This window comes from Micromonospora sp. C28SCA-DRY-2 (genome assembly GCF_030519475.1).
Classification (GTDB): Bacteria; Actinomycetota; Actinomycetes; order Mycobacteriales; family Micromonosporaceae; genus Micromonospora.
On sequence record NZ_JAUMKD010000002.1, the window covers coordinates 637,339 to 654,704 of the forward strand.

Genomic DNA, 17,366 nt, shown 5'->3' on the forward strand with positions numbered 1-17,366 from the left:
ACGGTTCGTGACAGGATGAGGCGCGTGGCGCAACGGCTCGTGGTGATCGGGGCGGACGCCGCCGGCATGGCGGCGGCGTCCCAGGCCCGGCGCCGCCGCAAACGCGACGACCTGGAGATCGTGGCCTTCGAGCGGGGCCACTTCACCTCGTACTCGGCGTGCGGCATCCCGTACTGGGTCAGCGGCGTGGTGCCGGAACGGGACCAGTTGATCGCCCGCTCGCCGGAGACGTTCCGCGAGTCGTACGACATCGACGTGCGGCTCCGGCATGAGGTGACCGCCATCGACCTGGACCGCCGCGAGGTGGTCGCCCGCGACCTGGAGCGCGGCGGTGAGCACCGCACCGGGTTCGACATCCTGATGTACGCCACCGGCGCGGAGCCGGTACGGCCGGACTGGGCCCGCGGTGACGTCGGCGGGGTGTTCGGCATGCAGACCCTCGACGACGGGGCGGCGCTGCTGGAGTGGCTGGACGCCGACCCGGCGCCGCGCCGCGCGGTGGTGGTCGGCGGCGGCTACATCGGGGTGGAGATGGCCGAGGCGCTGATCCAGCGCGGGCTCTCGGTCACCCTGGTCGAGCGGGACGAGCAGCCGATGTCCACCGTCGACCCCGACATGGCCGAACTCGTCGTCGACGCGATGCGCGCGCTGGGCATGCAGATCCGTACCGGGCTGTCGGTGAGCGGGCTGGAGCAGCGGGACGGCCGGGTGTCCGCGGTGGTCACCGAGGAGGGGCCGATCCCCGCCGACGTCGTGGTCCTCGGTCTCGGCGTACGCCCCAACGTGGCGCTGGCCCGGGCCGCCGGCCTGCCGCTGGGCCCCAGCGGCGGGGTGCGGGTGGACCGCCGGATGCGGGTGCCCGGGGTGCCGGGCGTCTGGGCGGCCGGCGACTGCGTGGAGACGCTGCACCGGGTCAGCGGGATGCCGGTGCACGTGCCGCTGGGCACCTACGCCAACAAGCAGGGCCGGGTCGCCGGGATCAACATCGGTGGCGGCTACGCCACCTTCGCCGGGGTGATCGGCACCGCGGTGACCAAGGTCTGCGACCTGGAGGTGGGCCGCACCGGCCTGCGCGAGCGGGACGCCGTCGCCGCCGGCTTCGAGTTCGTCTCGGTGATCGCCCAGTCGACCAACCGCGCGGGCTACTACCCGGGCGCCCGGCCGATGACGGTGAAGCTGATCGCCGAGAAGCCCAGCGGCCGGTTGCTCGGCGCGCAGATCGTCGGCTGGTCCGAGGCGGCCAAGCGGATCGACACCCTCGCCGTGGCGCTCTGGAACAAGATGACGGTGGACGACATGACGGCGCTGGACCTGGGCTACGCGCCCCCGTTCGCGCCGGTCTGGGACCCGGTGCTGATCGCGGCCCGCAAGGCCGTGGACGCCCTGGTCGGCTCCGGGCGCTGATCCGGGGCCGTCGCCGGCCTGCACCGGCGCTGTCGGCTTTGGGTGCACCTGTTGTCGTTGGCGCGACAACAGGTGCACCCACACGCCGGTGCAATGAGCCGGTGCGAATACCGGGGGACGACGCGTCGGCGTTGCGGTGGCTGCTGTTCGAGCAGTCGGGGATGCTCACCTGGGCACAGGCCACCGCCGAGCTGAGCCCGGCGAGGGTGCGTCATCTGGTGGCCACCGGGCGCTGGCAGCGGATCTGCCGGGGCGTGCTGTGCGCCGTACCCACCGATGCCGGATTCAGCCGGGACCAGCAGTGGTGGGTGGCGGTGCTCGCGGCCGGTCCGGGCGCTGTGCTCGCCGGCCTGACCGCCGCGACCGCCGCCGGCCTGCGCGGCACCTGGCGTCACGACGTGGTCGACGTGCTGGTCCCCCACCAGCGACGGGCGTCGGAGCTGCCCCGCCGGCTGCCGCCGGGCCTGCCGGCGGTATGGGTCCGGCGGGTCCGGCACCTGTCCGACGAGGACCGTCAATGGGGCCGACCCGACCGTACCGGCCTGGCCCGGTCGCTGGTGGACGCGGCACAGTGGGCCCGCTCGGACGAGCTGGCGCAGCAGATCCTGGCCGCCGGATGTCAGCAGCGCCGCGTCACGCCGGCCGAGATCGGCGCGGTGCTGGAGCGGTTGCCCCGGATCCGCCGTCGGCGACTCATCGCCGCGACCGTACGGGACGTCGCCGGCGGGGCCGAGGCGCTCTCCGAGATCGATTTCGTCCGGCTCTGCCGGCGGCACCGGCTGCCGCCTCCGGAGACGCAGGTGCGCCGCCGCGACGCCGACGGACGGGTGCGCTACCTCGACGCGTACTGGCGGCGGTGGCGGCTGCACGTCGAGGTCGACGGGGCACACCACATGGACGTCCGGCACTGGGCGGCGGACCTGCGGCGGCAGAACAAGGTGTGGATCGAGGGCGACCGGATCCTCCGGTTCACCGCCATCGACGTCCGGCACCGCCCGGACGAGGTGGCGGCACAACTCCGCGCCGCCCTGTCGGCAGCCGGTTGGATCCCCTGACCGCCGGTCCGCACGTTTGGGTGCATCTGTGGTCGCTCCAGCGACAACAGATGCACCCAGTCCTTCTCGTCACGCCGCTCCCGCTACCACAGCCGGCCGCCGAGGTACGGCGGCCGGAACCAGTTGTCCGGTCCGGGCGGTCCCGGCCAGGATGACCCGGTGGACGGGGCGCTGCGGATACCGGACGGGTTGGACTGGGTGCGCGGCACCCCGGCCGGACGGCGGTGGCTGTCGACCCTGCCCGAGCTGCTGGCCGCCTGCGTAAAGCGGTGGTCGCTGCGGGTCGGCCCGCCCTTCCCGTACGCGTTCGCCTCGCTGGCCCTGCCGGCCGAGCTGCCCGACGGCACACCGGCGGTGCTCAAGCTGCAGTACCCGGACCCGGACAGCGTGCACGAGGCGACCGCGCTCGACCGGTGGGCGGGCGACGGGGCGGTCCGGCTGCTCGGGCACGACCCGGCCCGGCGGGCGCTGCTGGTGGAGCGCTGCGTACCCGGCACGCCGCTGCACGCCGTGCCGTCCGAGCAGGCGCTCGACGTGGTGGTCGGGATGCTGCCCCGGCTCTGGCGCCCCGCCGGGGCGCCGTTCACCCCGCTGGCCGAGGAGGCGGCCGGCTGGGCGGAACGGCTGCCCGTGAAGTGGGCGCGCACCGGCCGCCCGTACGAGCGGCGACTGCTCGACGCGGCGCTCGGGCTGCTGGCCGAGCTGGTCCCGAGCCAGGGCGAGCAGGTGCTGGTCAACCAGGACCTGCATGCCGGCAACGTGCTCCGGGCGACCCGGGAACCGTGGCTGGTCATCGACCCGAAGCCGCTGGCCGGCGAGCGGGAGTTCGGGGTCGCGCCGATGGTCCGGGGCGGCGAGCTGGGCCACTCCCCCGCCGCCGTCCGCCACCGCCTCGACCGGCTCAGCGCGGAGCTGGGTCTGGACCGGGACCGGGTACGCGGCTGGACCATCGGGCAGACGCTCGCCTGGAGCATCGGCGAGGACCAGGTCTTCCCCCGCCAGGTCGAGGTGGTCCGCTGGCTGCTCGACGGCGACTGACCAGCCGGGGCGGGTCAGGCGGGTTGGCAGGTGGCGCACCAGTAGAGGTTGCGACCGGCCAGCGCGCCGCGGCTCACCGTCGTGCCGCAGACGTGGCAGGGCGCGCCGGGGCGGCGGTAGACGTACACCTCGCCGCCGTGCCGGTCCACCCGGGCCGGCCGCCCCATCACCTCGGGCAGGTGGGCGTCCCGGACGGTGTCGATCCGGCCGCTCAGCACGGCGCGGCGCATCAGCGCCACCAGGTCCGCCCAGAGCCGCTCCCAGCCGGCCCGGGTCAGCTCCCGGCCGGCCATGGTCGGCGACAGTCCGGCCCGGAACAGCGCCTCGGTGACGAAGATCAGCCCGGTGCCGGCCACCACCGACTGGTCGAGCAGCAGCGCCGCCAGCGGCGTCGGGCTGCGCGAGATCCGGGCGTACGCCCGCTCCGGGTCGGCGTCGGCGCGCAGCGGATCCGGGCCGAGCCGGTCGCGCAGCGCCGCCACCTCGGGCGGGGTGAGCAGCTCGCAGGCGGTGGGGCCGCGCAGGTCGAGCCAGTGCCGGTCGCTGGTCAGCCGCAGCCGCACCTGGCCGACCGGCTCCGGCGGCTCCTCCGCGCCGTCGGCGAACTTCCCGTACAGCCCGAGGTGCACGTGCAGGGTCAGCCCGCCGGCGTGGTGGTGCAGCAGGTGCTTGCCGTACGCCTCGGTGGCCTCCAGCACGGTGCCGGTGAGCCGGGCGGCGCCCTCGGCGAACCGGCCCTGCGGGCTGGTGGCGTGCACCTTGTCGCCGGCGAACAGGTCGGCGTGGCGGGCCGCCAGGCGGTGGATGGTGTGTCCCTCTGGCACGACCACCAACCCTAGCCCCGGCCGGCGAGCGAACCGGTGGGGGCGGGCCCGAACCGGCTGACCAGCGCTCGGTGTCGGAAAACGGCCAGCTGGGTATCCCGGAGGGATACCGCGTGGATGCCGTCCGTCACCTCGGCGACCACGCATTCACCAGGAGGTGTGTTGTGGTCAAGATTCCTTCGCTGTCGCGCCGGTCGGAGGCGCCGCAGCGGGACGAGAACCTGGACGACCGGGATACCGCCGCTGCCGGCGACCGGCCGTCGAACTCCGCCGGCCGGCTCGACGGCGCCGACGGATCGAACCGGTCGGCGGTGAGCGACCGGGACGGGGCGACGACCTACCGCGGCGGTGCGGCCACCGGCACGGTCGACGACCGGGACGCGGACGCCGAGCGCCGGGCCACGGAGCGGGCCGCCGTCGCCCGGGCCGCCACCGGGCGACCGACCGACGAGGACACCCGGCGGCCGGCCGACCCGACCCTGGAGCGCACCGTCGACCGGGACCGGGACCGGGACCGGGACGGCACGGCGGTGCGGCCCGCCGGGGTCGACCGGGACGGCGACGGGGTGCCCGACCGGGCGGAGCGTCCGGTGGTCGCCGGCCCGAAGCCGCGGGCCAGCCTGCTCGCCACGCTCGGCCTGATCGTCGGCGTGGCCGGGGCGCTCTTCGTGCTCACCGGCACCCTCGCCGGGTACGGCATCGGGCTCGGCGCGGTCGGCGCGGTGCTCGCCGTGCTGGGTCTGGTCGCCACCCGCCGCCGGCACATCGCCGGCAAGACCGACGCGCTGTTCGGCGTCGCCTTCGGGCTCGGCGCGGTGGTCCTCGGCGTGCTGGCGATGACCGGCCAGTTCGACTGGCCGACCACCGACGGGGACTGGGTGCAGCGGTTCCGGGAGTGGCTTGACTCACAGTTTGTGGATCGCTTCTAGCGGGCACTGTCCGGCTCGCCGGCGGTGCGCCGGCCGACTCACCGGTGGTTCACCGGTGGCAGCCCGACCAGCCTGGTGGTTCACCAGCCGGGCACCCTCTTTCGGGGGCGGCGGTCTCGCCGCCCCCGAAGCGTTTCCAGGACCCGTCCCGTGGCGTGGGGGCGCCGTCCGGCTCCGGCAGGCGTGAACGCAACGATCTGCCGTCGAACAGGGGTCAGACGCAACGAACAACCGAGCTGTGCAAGCCTCGACGGTGGATCCTTCCGGGCGGCGCCGCATAACGTTGAGCAACGGCGCCAGCCCGTGGGCCGAAGGTGGCCGGGCGCGCCCGACCCCTGGGAGCAGGACAATGACGATGGACGCCACCAGCCAGCGCTTCCTGATGTGCCGGCCGACGTACTTCGCCGTGGACTACGCGATCAATCCGTGGATGGACCCCACCGCGCCGGTCGACGCCGACCTCGCGATCCGGCAGTGGGAGGCGCTCCGGCAGGTCTACCGCGACCTGGGCCACACCGTCGAGGAGATCGCTCCGCTGCCCGGCCTGCCCGACATGGTCTTCGCCGCCAACGGCGGCACGGTGATCGACGGCAAGGCGATGGCCGTGCAGTTCCGCGACCCGCAGCGCGCCGACGAGGCCCCCGCCTACCGCGCCTGGTTCGAGGCCGCCGGCTTCGAGATGTACGACCCGAAGCACGTCAACGAGGGCGAGGGCGACATCCTGCTCGCCGGTGACCTGCTGCTGGCCGGCACCGGGTTCCGCACCGCGCACGCCTCGCACGCCCAGTTGCAGGAGGTCTTCGGCTACCCGGTGATCACCATGCAGCTGGTCGACCCGCGCTTCTACCACCTGGACACCGCGCTGACCGTGCTCGACGAGCGGACCGTGGCGTACCTGCCGGAGGCGTTCTCGCCCGGCAGCCAGGCCGTGTTGCGCCGGCTCTTCCCGGACGCGGTGCACGCCACCATGGCCGACGCCGAGGTGCTGGGGCTCAACGCGGTCAGCGACGGGCGGCACGTGGTGCTGCCCGCCCAGGCCACCGACCTGGCCGCGAAGCTGCGCGACCGGGGCTACGAGACCATCGGTGTCGACCTGTCCGAGCTGCGCAAGGCCGGCGGTGGACCGAAGTGCTGCACGTTGCGACTCCGTCAGGGAAAGGCAAGCAAGTGATCGTCGACGACATGCTGCGGACGCCGGGAGCGGTCCGGGACGCGGAACGCTGGACCGCGCACAACTACCACCCGCTGCCGGTGGTGATCTCCTCGGCCGAGGGCGCCTGGCTGACCGACGTGGACGGCCGCCGCTACCTCGACTTCCTGGCCGGCTACTCGGCGCTGAACTTCGGCCACCGGCACCCCAAGCTGATCGAGGCGGCGCACGCCCAGCTCGACCGGCTCACCCTCACCAGCCGGGCGTTCATCCACGACCAGTTCGCCGACTTCTGCCGGGAACTGGCCGAGCTCTGCGGCAAGGACCTGGTCCTGCCGATGAACACCGGGGCCGAGGCGGTGGAGACCGGCATCAAGGTCGCCCGCAAGTGGGGCTACCAGGTCAAGGGCGTGCCGGCCGGGCAGGCCAACATCGTGGTCGCCGAGGGCAACTTCCACGGCCGGACCACCACCATCGTCAGCTTCTCCACCGACGAGGACGCCCGCGCCGACTTCGGGCCGTACACCCCGGGCTTCACCGTCGTGCCGTACGGCGACCTGGCGGCGCTGACCGCGGCGATCGACGAGAACACCGTGGCGGTGCTGCTCGAGCCGATCCAGGGCGAGCAGGGCGTCGTGGTGCCGCCGGAGGGCTACCTGACCGGCGTCCGCCGGGTCTGCACCGAGCGCAACGTGCTCTTCATCGCCGACGAGATCCAGTCCGGTTTGGGCCGGACCGGCAGCACCTTCGCCTGCGACCACGAGGGCGTCACGCCGGACATGTACCTGCTAGGCAAGGCGCTCGGCGGCGGGATCGTGCCGGTCTCCGCGGTGGCCGCGGACGCCGACGTGCTCGGCGTGCTCAAGCCGGGTCAGCACGGCTCCACCTTCGGCGGCAACCCGCTGGCCTGCGCGGTGGCCACCGAGGTGGTCCGGCTGCTGGCCACCGGCGAGTTCCAGCTCCGCTCGGCGGAGCTGGGCGAGCGGCTGCACGCCGGCCTGCGCGGGCTGATCGGTAAGGGCCTGGTCGCCGTCCGGGGCCGGGGCCTGTGGGCCGGGCTCGACATCGACCCGGCGCTGATGACCGGCCGGCAGGCGTGCGAGCGGCTGGCCGAGCGCGGCGTCCTGGCCAAGGACACCCACGGTTCCACCATCCGGCTCGCCCCGCCGCTGGTGGTCACCGAGGAGGAGATCGACCACGCGATCGCCCAGCTCGCCGCCGTCCTGGCCGGCTGAGTTCACGTACGACAGCGGCGGGCGTCGGGACCACGGTCCCGGCGCCCGCCGTCGTCACGGCGCCCCCGCGACCACCCGGCGCGGCGGCCCGGCGGTCAGGCGCGCGGCAGGCGCATCGCCATGGTCGGCGCCTCGGCCATCACCGAGGTCGGGGTGTACGGGGCGCCGGCCGGCAGCTCGCCGGGCCGGCCCACCTGGACCCCCGGGTAGAGCTCGACCATGTCGCCGGCGTCGAGCACCCGGGACTGCTGGGGGGAGAGCGCGATCCGCTCCGACTCGGCCATCGAGCCGCCCGGCCGGATGCCGGAGCCGTTGGTGCTCACGTCGGTCACGATCACCTCGCCGACCCGTAGCTCGAACCGCACGTGGCTGCGGCTGATCCAGCGCCGCGCCTCGTCGTTGAGCCACTGACCCAGGGTGATCCCGTCGCTCTGCTCGGGCGCGCGGCCCACCACCACCGGCTGCTCCTCGCTGAGCACGAAACGACGCCGGATCAGCCCGCCGATGCGGACCGCGAGCACCTCGGTACGCGGCCGCGGGCCGGCGTCGCCGAGCCGGGCGCCGTGCCGGGGGCAGGTCGGCGCCCCGCCGCGCAGCGAGGGTGGCGGCTGGCCGGCCGGGCTGCGGTCCACCCGGGCCAGGTCGGCGAAGGCGCCACCGCCCCCACCGCCGCCGAAGAGCGCGCAGCCCGGCTCCGGGCAGCGCCACTGGCGGGCGAGCAGCTTGACGCCGACCGGCGACCGCTCGCCGGCCACCGGGGTGTCCCCCTTGCCGACGTGGGCCACAAAGGCCGGCCCGCCGGGACCGGGCACCGGGGCGAGCACCCGGCCCGGCTGCTCGGCCAGCCACGGGTACCGCCCGCGCAGGCCGTCGGCCCGGGCCCGGGTGAGCACCGGCAGGCCGAGCAGGTCGGCCACCTCGAACATCCGGTCGCCCGGATTGTCCAGCACCTCGACCAGCCCGTCGTCGGCCCAGCGGCGGACCACCATCCGCTCGTTGGAGGTGAGGTCGGCGTCGGAGAGCAGCGCCCGGTGCACGATCGCGTAGACCGGCACGCTGTCCTCCTCCAGTTGCCGGGCCAGCGCGTCGATGACCATGCCGAGGCGCAGCAGGCTGGCCGGCCGCCCGCCGTCGAGGTCCTGGTAGCGGATCACCTCGGCGAGGTCGACGACCGCGCGGGCCAACGACGGGTCGGTGCAGACCCGGCCCTCGATGGCGTCCAGCACCTTGCTGATCTCGAATCTCATCGGGCGCTCCGTACGATCTCGTCGATCCGCCGGGCCAGCTCAAGGTCACGCACCGTCACGCCGCCGGCGGAGTGGGTCACGCAGCGGAAGGTGAGGGTCCGCCAGCGGATGTCGATGTCGGGGTGGTGGTCGAGTTCCTCGGCCGTCGCCGCGACCCGGTCCACCACCGCGATGGCGTCCGGGAAGCTGGCCAGCTCCACGGTGCGGGTGATGCCGGCGGGGTCTCCCGACCAGTCCGCCAGCGCACCCAGCTCGTCTCGCACCGCCTCCGCGGTGAGCACGTCTGCCATGGGGTGACCCTACCGGGGCAGATCGGGACGACGCCGACCAGCGGGGCGGGGTGTGGCGGCCCCGCGCGACCGGGCCGCCACCCGGGCGGGTGCGGCGGGGATGGCGACGCGCCCCGCGGGGGTGGGGCGGGTATCGACGCCGGGCTGTGGAGGGCACGGGTTAGGCTGACCAACGGCCCGGCCAGGGGATCGACAGTCGTCATCACCCCGGCCCAACCAACACGAGGAGACATCCAGCATGAAGACTCGACGGCTGGCGACCACGGGGGTCGCGCTCGTCGCCACGCTCGGTCTCGCACTGACCGGCTGCGGCAACAAGACGGGCGAGGACACACCGGCCGGCAACGGCGCCACCGCGGCGCCGGCGAGCAGCGCCCCGGCCGACGCGCTGGGCGAGCTGAGCGCCGCCGCGCAGAAGCTGAACGAGCAGAGCGTCCGGATGAACCTGAAGTCGTCCGTGATGAACGGTGGCGGCGTCCTGGACCCGTCCACCAAGACCGGTGACATGACGCTGAACATGGGCACGGCGGGCAAGTTCCGGGTCGTGATGGTCGGCGACGACGCGTACCTGAAGGTCAGCGGCATGGCCGGGCTGCCGAACAAGTGGCTGCACATGGACGCCACCAAGCTCGGCGAGAGCGGCCAGCTCAACCTGATGCCGGAGGGCGACCCGGGCGGCGCCAAGAAGCTGATCGACGCGGTCGCCCAGGTCGAGGAGACCAGCGAGGGCAACTACGCCGGCACGCTCGACTACACCCGCACGATGGCCAAGGACAAGGACATCGCGGCGCTGGGCGAGAAGGCCAAGGCCGTGCCGTTCACCGCCAAGGTGGACGACCAGGGCCGGCTCACCGAGATCGCCATCGACGTCAGCGTGCTGCACGAGTCGCTGGGCACGATGACCACCACCTACTCGGACTTCGGCACCCCGGTGAGCGTCCGCAAGCCGGCGGCGAGCGAGACCCAGGAGGCTCCGGAGGAGCTGATCAAGGCGTTCGGCGCCTGATCCGACCCCGCACGCACGGGGGCGACGCCGCTCGGCGTCGCCCCCGTCCGCGTCTCAGCCGCGTAGCGGCCGGCCCACCTCGTGCAGGTGCGCGAGCGCCTGCCGGTACGACTCGACCAGCCCGGTCTCCGCGTACGCGATGCCCCGCTCGGCGCAGTACGCGCGCACGATCGGCACCGCCCGGCGCAGGTTCGCCCGGGGCATGTTCGGGAACAGGTGGTGCTCGATCTGGTAGTTGAGCCCGCCCAGCGCGAGGTCGACGAACCGGCCGCCCCGGACGTTGCGCGAGGTGAGCACCTGCTTGCGCAGGAAGTCGAGCCGGTCCGCCGCGGTCGGCATCGGCATGCCCTTGTGGTTCGGCGCGAACGAGCAGCCCATGTAGAGACCCCACAGTCCCTGGTGGACGGCGACGAAGAGCAGCGCCTTCGCCGGCGACATGGCCAGCAGCAGCACGCCGAGGTAGCCGGCGGTGTGCGCGGCGAGCAGCAGCGCCTCGATCCCCCGGTGCCGCATCGGGGTCCGGTACCGGCCGTCCGGTTCCCGTCCCACGATCGCCCGGACGCTCGCCACGTGCAGGTTCAGCCCCTCCAGCAGCAGCATCGGGAAGAACAGCCAGGCTTGCCGGCGGGCCAGCCACCGGGCGAAACCGCGCGTCGCGACGGCCTGCTCGTACGTCCAGACCAGCGCGCCCGCCCCGACGTCCGGGTCCTCGTCCTCGTGGTTCGGGTTGGCGTGGTGCCGGTTGTGCTTGTCGACCCACCAGCCGTAGCTGAGCCCCACCGCCAGGTTGCCGGCGAGCAGGCCGATCAGCTCGCTCGGTCCGCGCCGGCGGAACATCTGCCGGTGGCCGGCGTCGTGGCCGAGGAACGCCACCTGGGTGGTGGCCACCGCCAGCCCGGCGGCCACCAGCAACTGGGCCCAGCTGTCCCCCACCAGCACCACCGCCGCCCAGCCGGCCAGGAAAGCGCCCAGGGTGAGCCCGATCCGCACCGCGTACCAGCCCGGCCGCCGCTCCAGCAGCCCGGCCCCGCTGATCCGTCGAGACAACTCCGCGTAGTCACTGCCCCGCCGTACCGGCGGATCCGCCACCGCTCCGAGCATCGTCTCCCGCTCCCGTCCCTCGGTTCGGGCCGCGCCGAGCGGAACGACCCCCACCACCGAGTCTCCGCAGAACGGTTGCGCTGAGTAACCCTGAAAACCCCCCGATCGGAGGTAGGGGAAGCCCTACCAGCCGGCCCGGCGCGCTCAGCTCATCCGACCCACCGCGGCCCGGAGCCGGGCCAGGTCCCGCCGCCGCCGCTCGTACGTGGCGGCGAGCCCGATCAGCGCGAGCCCGCCGACCGCCAGGTAGATCCACCGGGGCAGCACGTCCCAGCCGCGGCCCAGCTCGTGCAGCGCGAGCACGGCGAGGGTGCCCCCGCCGAGCAGCACCGGGGCCTGCCAGCGCCGGGTCGCTCCGGACAGCACCACGGCGAGCGCGGCGGCGCCGAGCAGCAACCGGCGCCACGGCTGCGGCTCCGGCGCGACCAGCACCGACACCAGGCTGGGCAGCAGCCCGGCGGCCAGCCCGGGGCCGAGCGCGAGCCAGCTGTTCAGCCCGGGTCGGGTGCGCAGCGCCAGCGTGCCCGCGCCGAGGGCGAGCGCCGCGGCCGGCAGCGTGTACGCCTCCAGCACGACCACACCCCCGGCGGCCAGCAGCAGCCAGGCGCCGAGCAGCTCGGTGCCGCCGGCGATGCCGGCGAACGCCCACCGCCGACCGGCGGACTCGCCCGGGCGCAGCACCCGCAGTGCGACGGCGGCCCCCCAGAGCACGCACACCGCCGCGGCGTGCCGGAGCGCGCCCCCGGTGAGCAGCAGCCCGACCAGCGCCACGGCCTGGGCGGCGGCGTCCAGCGCGGCGGCCGCCGGGTGCCGCCGGCCGGCCAGGACGGCGGCGACGGCCAGGGTCAGCGCCGCCACCGCCAGCACGGTGAACGCGGCAGTGCGCAGCGGCAGGCCGCCGGCCAGCGGCGCGGTGACCGCGAGCCCGGTCGCGGCGGCCACCGCGACCAGGCTCGCGGCGAGGCGTACCTCGGCCCGACGGCCGGCCACGCCGACCACTGTCGCGGTCACCGCCAGCACGCCGAGACCGGCGAGCGTGCCGGCCCGGGTGGCCAGCAGGCCGAGGAACCCGGAGCCGGTCAGCACCAGCCCCACCGGCACGGTGACCGGGACGAGCAGCGGGCGCGGCGCGGTCAGCGCGGCGAGCAACAGCGCGGCCACGCCGAGGGCCAGGACGACGGCCGGCACCACCGGCCAGGGCGCGCCCGCGGCCACCAGCAGCACCGGCGCGGCGGCCGCGGCGAACGGCAGAGCGGCGAGCGCGGCCGGCCACCAGCCCACCGGTCCGCCGGACACCCCCGGGCTGCCACCAGCCGGGGCCGCGCCACCGCTCGGAACACCCGCACCGTCGGCGGCCGGGACGGTGGCACCGCCCGGGGCGACCGGAGCGGCGCCGGTCGAGCTGTCGCCGGCCCCGCCGGCCCGACGCGGCCAGGCGGCCAGCACGGCGGCGAGCGCCAGCACGGCCAGCGCCAGGCCGGCCGGCAGGGCCGCCGGATCGGGCGCCGCGTCGGGCCGCCCCGACCAGGGCGCCGGCGGGCCGCCGTACGGGGCGACCAGCATGGTCACCACCACCGGGACGGCGGTCAGCACGGCCACGGTCAGCAGCACCGCCCCGGCGATCAGTCCGGCCGTATCGCCGGCCGGCAGTGGCTGCCGGAACCGGGTCCGGAACCCGCCGAGGGCGACCAGCAGCGTCGCCACAGCCGCGTAGAGCGCCACCGGCTCGTCGGCCGGTACGACCAGCGGCCCGAGCCCGACCAGCGCGGCCGCCCCGGCCAGCCCCGCCGAGGCGTACCCGGACACCTCGGGCCAGTGTCGACGGACGGCGAGCAGCGCGACCGGCAGCAGCGCGGCGGCGCCGAGCGCGGCCCGCGCCTGCCACCAGGCCGGCGCCCCCGCGCCGATCAGCGCGACAGCGCCGCCCCCGGGCACCGCGAGCAGCGCGGCCACCAGCGCGGACCCGCCCACCGCGCGCCGCACCGGCGTTCCGCGCCGGCCGGCGGCGGCCGTGGCCAGCCCGGCGACCAGGATCACCGCGAGCGCCGCGCCGGCCCCGCCGGGGGCGGCCAACCCCACCAGCAGGCCGTGCCCGAGCAGCACGGCCCCGGCCGCCGCCGCGGTCAGCACGGTCCACGGCCGGGCCGGGCGAGCCACCGCGACGACCAGCAGCACCGCCCCGACCACCAGGTCGACGGTGAGCGCGACCGGCCAGGGCGTCGGCCCGGCGACGGGCAGGGCGAGCGCGACCGCCGCCACGCCGGCCGCGGCCAGCGCCGCGCGCGCCGCCACCGGCAGCAGCATCGCCAGCGCGGCCACGGTGATCGCCACCGCCACCGGAAGCTGCCAGCCCCAGGCGAAGTCCGGCCCCTCTGCGGCACCCCGCCACGGCGGCAACGACCGGGCGACCCCGTCCCCGGCGAACACGACGGTCATCAGCACGGTCAGCTGGAGCAGACCGCCGGACACCAGGAGGGCGCCGGTCCGCGGGCCGCTGCGCGCCCCCGCCGGCAGCAGCCGCACCGCGGCGGCCAGCCCGACCGCGACCAGCGCCGCCGCCACCAGCAGCAGCGACTCCCGCAGCTCGGCCACCGGCCGCAGCAGCGCACCGGCCAGCACCGGCACCAGCAGCCCGGCGGCCACCGCGCGGAAGACCGCCCCGCCGGCCAGCAGCGCCGCCCCCAGCAGGGTCGCCGCCACCAGCAGCAGCGGCAGCCCGGCCAGCAGCGGCGTGCCGGCGGCCCGGCCGACCGCGAGCGGCACCAGGGCGCAGCCGGCCGCCACGACCAGCGCGGCCGCGTACGCGACCCAGGCCGTCACCCGACCGGCGGGCGCCGCACCGGCGGCCCGACCGCGCAACGCCACCAGCACGGCGAGATCCAGCAGCGCCACCCCGACGAAGGCCAGCGACCAGCCGGCCGGCCCCGGCCGCGCCTCCACGGCCACCAGCGGCAGCACCGGCTGGGCGGCCAGCAGCGCCGCGAACCACGGCACGGTGAGCCGGCTGAGCCGGGCGTACCCGAGGGCGGCCGCCGCGCTGGCCCCCCCGACCAGCGCGGCGTACCGGGTCCCCGGCCAGCCGGCCACCCCGAACAGGTTCACCGACCAGGCGGCGTAGCCGTCCAGCACCACCAGCAGCAGCCCCACCGCCGCGAACGTCTCCGCGGTGCCCCGCAGCCCGCGCCGCACCGCCAGCAACGGGCCGGCCAGGGCCAGCGCGGTGACCGCGGCCAGGATCAGCGCCCGGCCGGCCACCCCGACGGCGGCCCAGGCCACCGCCGTGAAGACCACCGCGGCGGTGCCGAGCAGCAGTCCACCGAGGACGAAGAGCAGGCCCTGCACCGTGCGGGTGGAGGTCTCCGCCGCGCCGGCCACGGCAGGCCGGTGCGCCACGGCCGGCGGACCGACCACGGCGGGCGGGGCGGCCACGGCGGGCACGGTGGCCGGGCCCGGTCGTGGCGGCGCGCCGGCCGCGGCGGCCGGGCGGGCCACCGGGAGCGGGAACTGCGCCCGGATCGCCGCGGCCAGCCGGTCCCGGCGCTGCCGGGTCGTCGCCAGCCGGTCGACCAGCTGCTGGTACGTCTGCCGGGCCCGCTCCGCCTCGGCGCCGAGCGCGACGATCTCCCGGTCGAGCCGGATCACCTCGGCCGCTGACGGGTACGGCGGCCGGCCGCAGCCGGAGCAGCCGGAGCGCAGGTCGGCGGGCGCGCCGCAGGCCGGGCAGGGGTAGCCGGTGTTCTCCACCCGGCCATCCTCGGCGGCCGGAGCCCAGCCGCCCAGAGTGCGCGTACTCAGGGTCGGGTCTGCTCGCGCACCCACGCGGCGTACGGCGGGTCGCTCTCCACCCGGGCCACCAGGATCTCCGGCACCTCGTACGGGTGCCCGGCGCGGATCTGGTCGACCAGCGCGGACACCCGGTCCTCGGTGGTCTTGAACTGCACCGACCACTCGGCGTTGGTCTCCACCGCGGCCCGCCACCAGTAGGTGCTGTCCACCTGGCCGCCCACCTGCGCGCAGGCCGCCAGCCGCGCGTCCACCGCCGCGCCCGCCAGCGCGTCGGCGGCCGAGCGCGCGTCCACCACCGTCGTCACCACGCAGATCTGTTCCACGAGCGCACCCTACGCGGGCCCGTCCCGGTTGACGGCGATCCACTCGTCGATCCGGTGCCACCAGTCGAAGAGCCAGTCGATGCGCTGCTGCCGGTCGGCCGGCACCTCCTCGGGCGGCACCGACCAGAAGCGCATCACGATCCGCTTGTCCATCGGCAGCTCCCGCCAGACGTCGGCGACGGTGAGCATCCGGTCGAGTCCGGTGTGCGCCACGAAGATCACCCCGGCGTCCGGGGCGGCGTCCAGCGCGGCCAGCAGCCCGCCGGGTTGCGGCGCGAGCACGTGCCGCATCCGCTCCGCGCGCAGCGCCATCCGCTCCAGCCCCCGCGAGCGCAGCCGGGCGATGGCCCGCAGCCGGCGTTTCGGGGTGAAGTTGCCGCCCTCCGGGAAGATCACGAACGCGTCGTCGTCGTCCAGGTCGGTGGCCAGGTGCCCGATCTGCTCGGTGACCGACCCGCGCCCGTCCGGCCCCGGCGCGATGAACCGGTTGGGCAGCCGGTTGAGCAGCACGTCGATCGCCGGGTCCCACTGCAGGGTGTCCTTGAGCACGATCCGCGGCTCGCGGCGGAACCAGTTCACCAGGGCGTGGATCAGGATGAACGAGTCGCCCGGCCCGGCGTGCCGGCAGAGCACCAGCTCGGGGCGGCCGGGCAGGGCGGTGTCCGGGTCGGTGCCGACCACCTCGATGCGCAGCCGCAGCGTCCACCGGGCCTGCCAGAACAGCAACCGCAGGAACCACCCGGCGAGCAGGTAGTGCGCCCGCTGGAAACCCGGGGTGCGGACCCGCCAGCCGAAGCCCGAGGCCACCCACAGCACGAAGAGCGCGAGCAGCGCGGCGGCGTCCCAGACCAGGTAGACGCAGCCGAGCCAGAGCAGCCGCAGCGGACGCAGCCGCCCCGGGACCAGCGGCGACGCGGCCGCCGCGAGCAGCGCCCAGACCGGCAGCGTGGTCACCACCAGGAAGGCGAGCAGCACCACCCCGGGCGCCAGCAGCACCCGGCGGACCCACCGCGGCGGCAGCGGCATCAGCGCTCCAGCTGGGTGGCCAGGTAGCGGCGGGAGGCGGTGTACGCGCGGCTGATCCGCCGGCCCACCGCCGCCATGTCCCGGTACGCCCAGGGCGTGTCGTCGCGCGGGTTCAGCCCACCGGTGGGCAGCACGTGCACCTCCACCCCGTCGGGCAGCGCGGCCATCTCCCGGGCGAACCGGTGCCGGCGGGCGATCTCGAACGCGACCTGCGCGATCTCCCACGGCCGGCGGGGTGGGCTCAGCCCTCGCTCGATCCGGCCCACCTGGAGGACGAAGATCTGCCCCGCCCCGGCGGCGACCGCCTCGCCGATCGGGATCGAGTTGACGATCCCGCCGTCGATGAAGTGCTCGTCGCCGATCCGGGCCGGCGGCAGCAGCCCCGGTACGGAGGCGGAGGCGAGCACCGCCGGCACCAGCGGGCCGCTGTCGAACCAGTGCTCGGCGGCCCGTTCGATGTTCGCCGCACAGCACCGGAACGGCACCCGCAGGTCGGCGAAGGTGGTCTCCGCGCCCAGCTCGCTCTCGAGCAGCTTGCGCAGCGGGCGGGGCGAGTGCAGGTGGGTCCGGGCGGCGAACCGGCGCAGCTGCCGGGCCACCGAGTCGCCGTACACCTCGCTGGCCTCCGGGGAGGCCCAGAGCCGGACCAGCCGGTCGGTGACCGCCTCGGACGGGTCGGCGGCGACCAGCGCGCCGTTCACCGCGCCGATCGAGGTGCCGAGCACCAGGTCCGGCCGGATCCCGGCCCGGAACAGCGCCCGCAGCATGCCCACCTCGACCGCGCCGAGGACGCCCCCGCCCCCGAGCACGAACGCCACCGGTCCCCGCGCCATGTGGTTCATCCTGGCACGGCCGCGCCGGTGCCCCGTCGCGGCGGCGCCGCGGGCCCCCGGGCGGCTGCCGTTGACAGGCCGGACACATTCACGCAACCTGATACCGCTCCCACCCCGAG

General features: G+C 75.7%; 15 protein-coding genes. 7 read left to right on the forward strand and 8 right to left on the reverse strand.

The features are described from left to right. Window positions 1-24: 24 nt before the first annotated feature. The 3 genes from Q3W71_RS11400 (at window position 25) to Q3W71_RS11410 (ending at window position 3,497) form a co-directional block, all read left to right on the forward strand. Entirely contained in the window at window positions 25-1,404 is a 1,380-nt protein-coding gene (locus Q3W71_RS11400) for an FAD-dependent oxidoreductase (RefSeq protein ID WP_302919267.1), read from the forward strand. 101 nt (window positions 1,405-1,505) lie between these two features. Continuing rightward, on the forward strand, window positions 1,506-2,459 hold the full coding sequence (locus Q3W71_RS11405; protein ID WP_302919268.1) for a DUF559 domain-containing protein: 954 nt from the start codon (window positions 1,506-1,508) through the stop codon (window positions 2,457-2,459). A gap of 159 nt (window positions 2,460-2,618) precedes the next feature. Then, on the forward strand, window positions 2,619-3,497 hold the full coding sequence (locus Q3W71_RS11410) for an aminoglycoside phosphotransferase family protein (protein ID WP_302919269.1): 879 nt from the start codon (window positions 2,619-2,621) through the stop codon (window positions 3,495-3,497). Between the two features lie 14 nt (window positions 3,498-3,511). Here the strand turns inward: Q3W71_RS11410 and Q3W71_RS11415 are convergent, their stop codons facing one another. Beyond that, the gene (locus Q3W71_RS11415) at window positions 3,512-4,321 is read right to left on the reverse strand and encodes an Fpg/Nei family DNA glycosylase (RefSeq protein ID WP_302919270.1); all 810 of its coding nucleotides are present in this window, start codon (window positions 4,319-4,321) and stop codon (window positions 3,512-3,514) included. Window positions 4,322-4,485: 164 nt separating this feature from the next. On the opposite strand from Q3W71_RS11415, the gene Q3W71_RS11420 reads away from it, so the two are divergent. The 3 genes from Q3W71_RS11420 to rocD all read left to right on the forward strand — a co-directional run bounded on the left by Q3W71_RS11420 (window position 4,486) and on the right by rocD (window position 7,635). After that, window positions 4,486-5,250, forward strand: coding sequence for a DUF308 domain-containing protein (locus Q3W71_RS11420; RefSeq protein WP_302919271.1), 765 nt, complete (start codon window positions 4,486-4,488; stop codon window positions 5,248-5,250). 355 nt (window positions 5,251-5,605) lie between these two features. After that, the gene (gene ddaH, locus Q3W71_RS11425; RefSeq protein ID WP_302919673.1) at window positions 5,606-6,421 is read left to right on the forward strand and encodes a dimethylargininase; all 816 of its coding nucleotides are present in this window, start codon (window positions 5,606-5,608) and stop codon (window positions 6,419-6,421) included. Then, a complete protein-coding gene (gene rocD, locus Q3W71_RS11430; protein WP_302919674.1) occupies window positions 6,421-7,635 on the forward strand; it encodes an ornithine--oxo-acid transaminase in 1,215 nt (404 codons plus the stop codon). Before ddaH ends, rocD begins: the two co-directional genes overlap by 1 nt. A gap of 95 nt (window positions 7,636-7,730) precedes the next feature. Here rocD and Q3W71_RS11435 read toward each other — a convergent pair whose 3' ends face one another. Next, window positions 7,731-8,882 carry an FHA domain-containing protein gene (locus Q3W71_RS11435; RefSeq protein WP_302919272.1) on the reverse strand — a complete coding sequence of 384 codons (1,152 nt, stop codon included), beginning with the start codon at window positions 8,880-8,882 and terminating at the stop codon, window positions 7,731-7,733. After that, complete coding sequence (locus tag Q3W71_RS11440) at window positions 8,879-9,172, reverse strand: 4a-hydroxytetrahydrobiopterin dehydratase (RefSeq protein WP_302919273.1); 294 nt, start codon at window positions 9,170-9,172, stop codon at window positions 8,879-8,881. The genes Q3W71_RS11435 and Q3W71_RS11440 overlap by 4 nt, the downstream gene beginning before the upstream one ends. Window positions 9,173-9,410: 238 nt before the next feature. On the opposite strand from Q3W71_RS11440, the gene Q3W71_RS11445 reads away from it, so the two are divergent. Next, entirely contained in the window at window positions 9,411-10,178 is a 768-nt protein-coding gene (locus tag Q3W71_RS11445) for a hypothetical protein (protein ID WP_302919274.1), read from the forward strand. Between the two features lie 54 nt (window positions 10,179-10,232). Here Q3W71_RS11445 and Q3W71_RS11450 read toward each other — a convergent pair whose 3' ends face one another. The 5 genes from Q3W71_RS11450 to Q3W71_RS11470 form a co-directional block, all read right to left on the reverse strand. Continuing rightward, the gene (locus Q3W71_RS11450; RefSeq protein ID WP_302919675.1) at window positions 10,233-11,279 is read right to left on the reverse strand and encodes an acyl-CoA desaturase; all 1,047 of its coding nucleotides are present in this window, start codon (window positions 11,277-11,279) and stop codon (window positions 10,233-10,235) included. Between the two features lie 144 nt (window positions 11,280-11,423). Beyond that, complete coding sequence (locus tag Q3W71_RS11455; RefSeq protein ID WP_302919275.1) at window positions 11,424-15,023, reverse strand: SCO7613 C-terminal domain-containing membrane protein; 3,600 nt, start codon at window positions 15,021-15,023, stop codon at window positions 11,424-11,426. A gap of 47 nt (window positions 15,024-15,070) precedes the next feature. Beyond that, window positions 15,071-15,388 carry a divalent-cation tolerance protein CutA gene (gene cutA, locus Q3W71_RS11460; protein ID WP_302919276.1) on the reverse strand — a complete coding sequence of 106 codons (318 nt, stop codon included), beginning with the start codon at window positions 15,386-15,388 and terminating at the stop codon, window positions 15,071-15,073. Window positions 15,389-15,397: 9 nt separating this feature from the next. After that, window positions 15,398-16,414 carry a 1-acyl-sn-glycerol-3-phosphate acyltransferase gene (locus tag Q3W71_RS11465; RefSeq protein ID WP_302919277.1) on the reverse strand — a complete coding sequence of 339 codons (1,017 nt, stop codon included), beginning with the start codon at window positions 16,412-16,414 and terminating at the stop codon, window positions 15,398-15,400. Continuing rightward, on the reverse strand, window positions 16,414-17,247 hold the full coding sequence (locus Q3W71_RS11470) for a patatin-like phospholipase family protein (protein WP_302919278.1): 834 nt from the start codon (window positions 17,245-17,247) through the stop codon (window positions 16,414-16,416). The genes Q3W71_RS11465 and Q3W71_RS11470 overlap by 1 nt, the downstream gene beginning before the upstream one ends. Window positions 17,248-17,366: the final 119 nt, after the last annotated feature.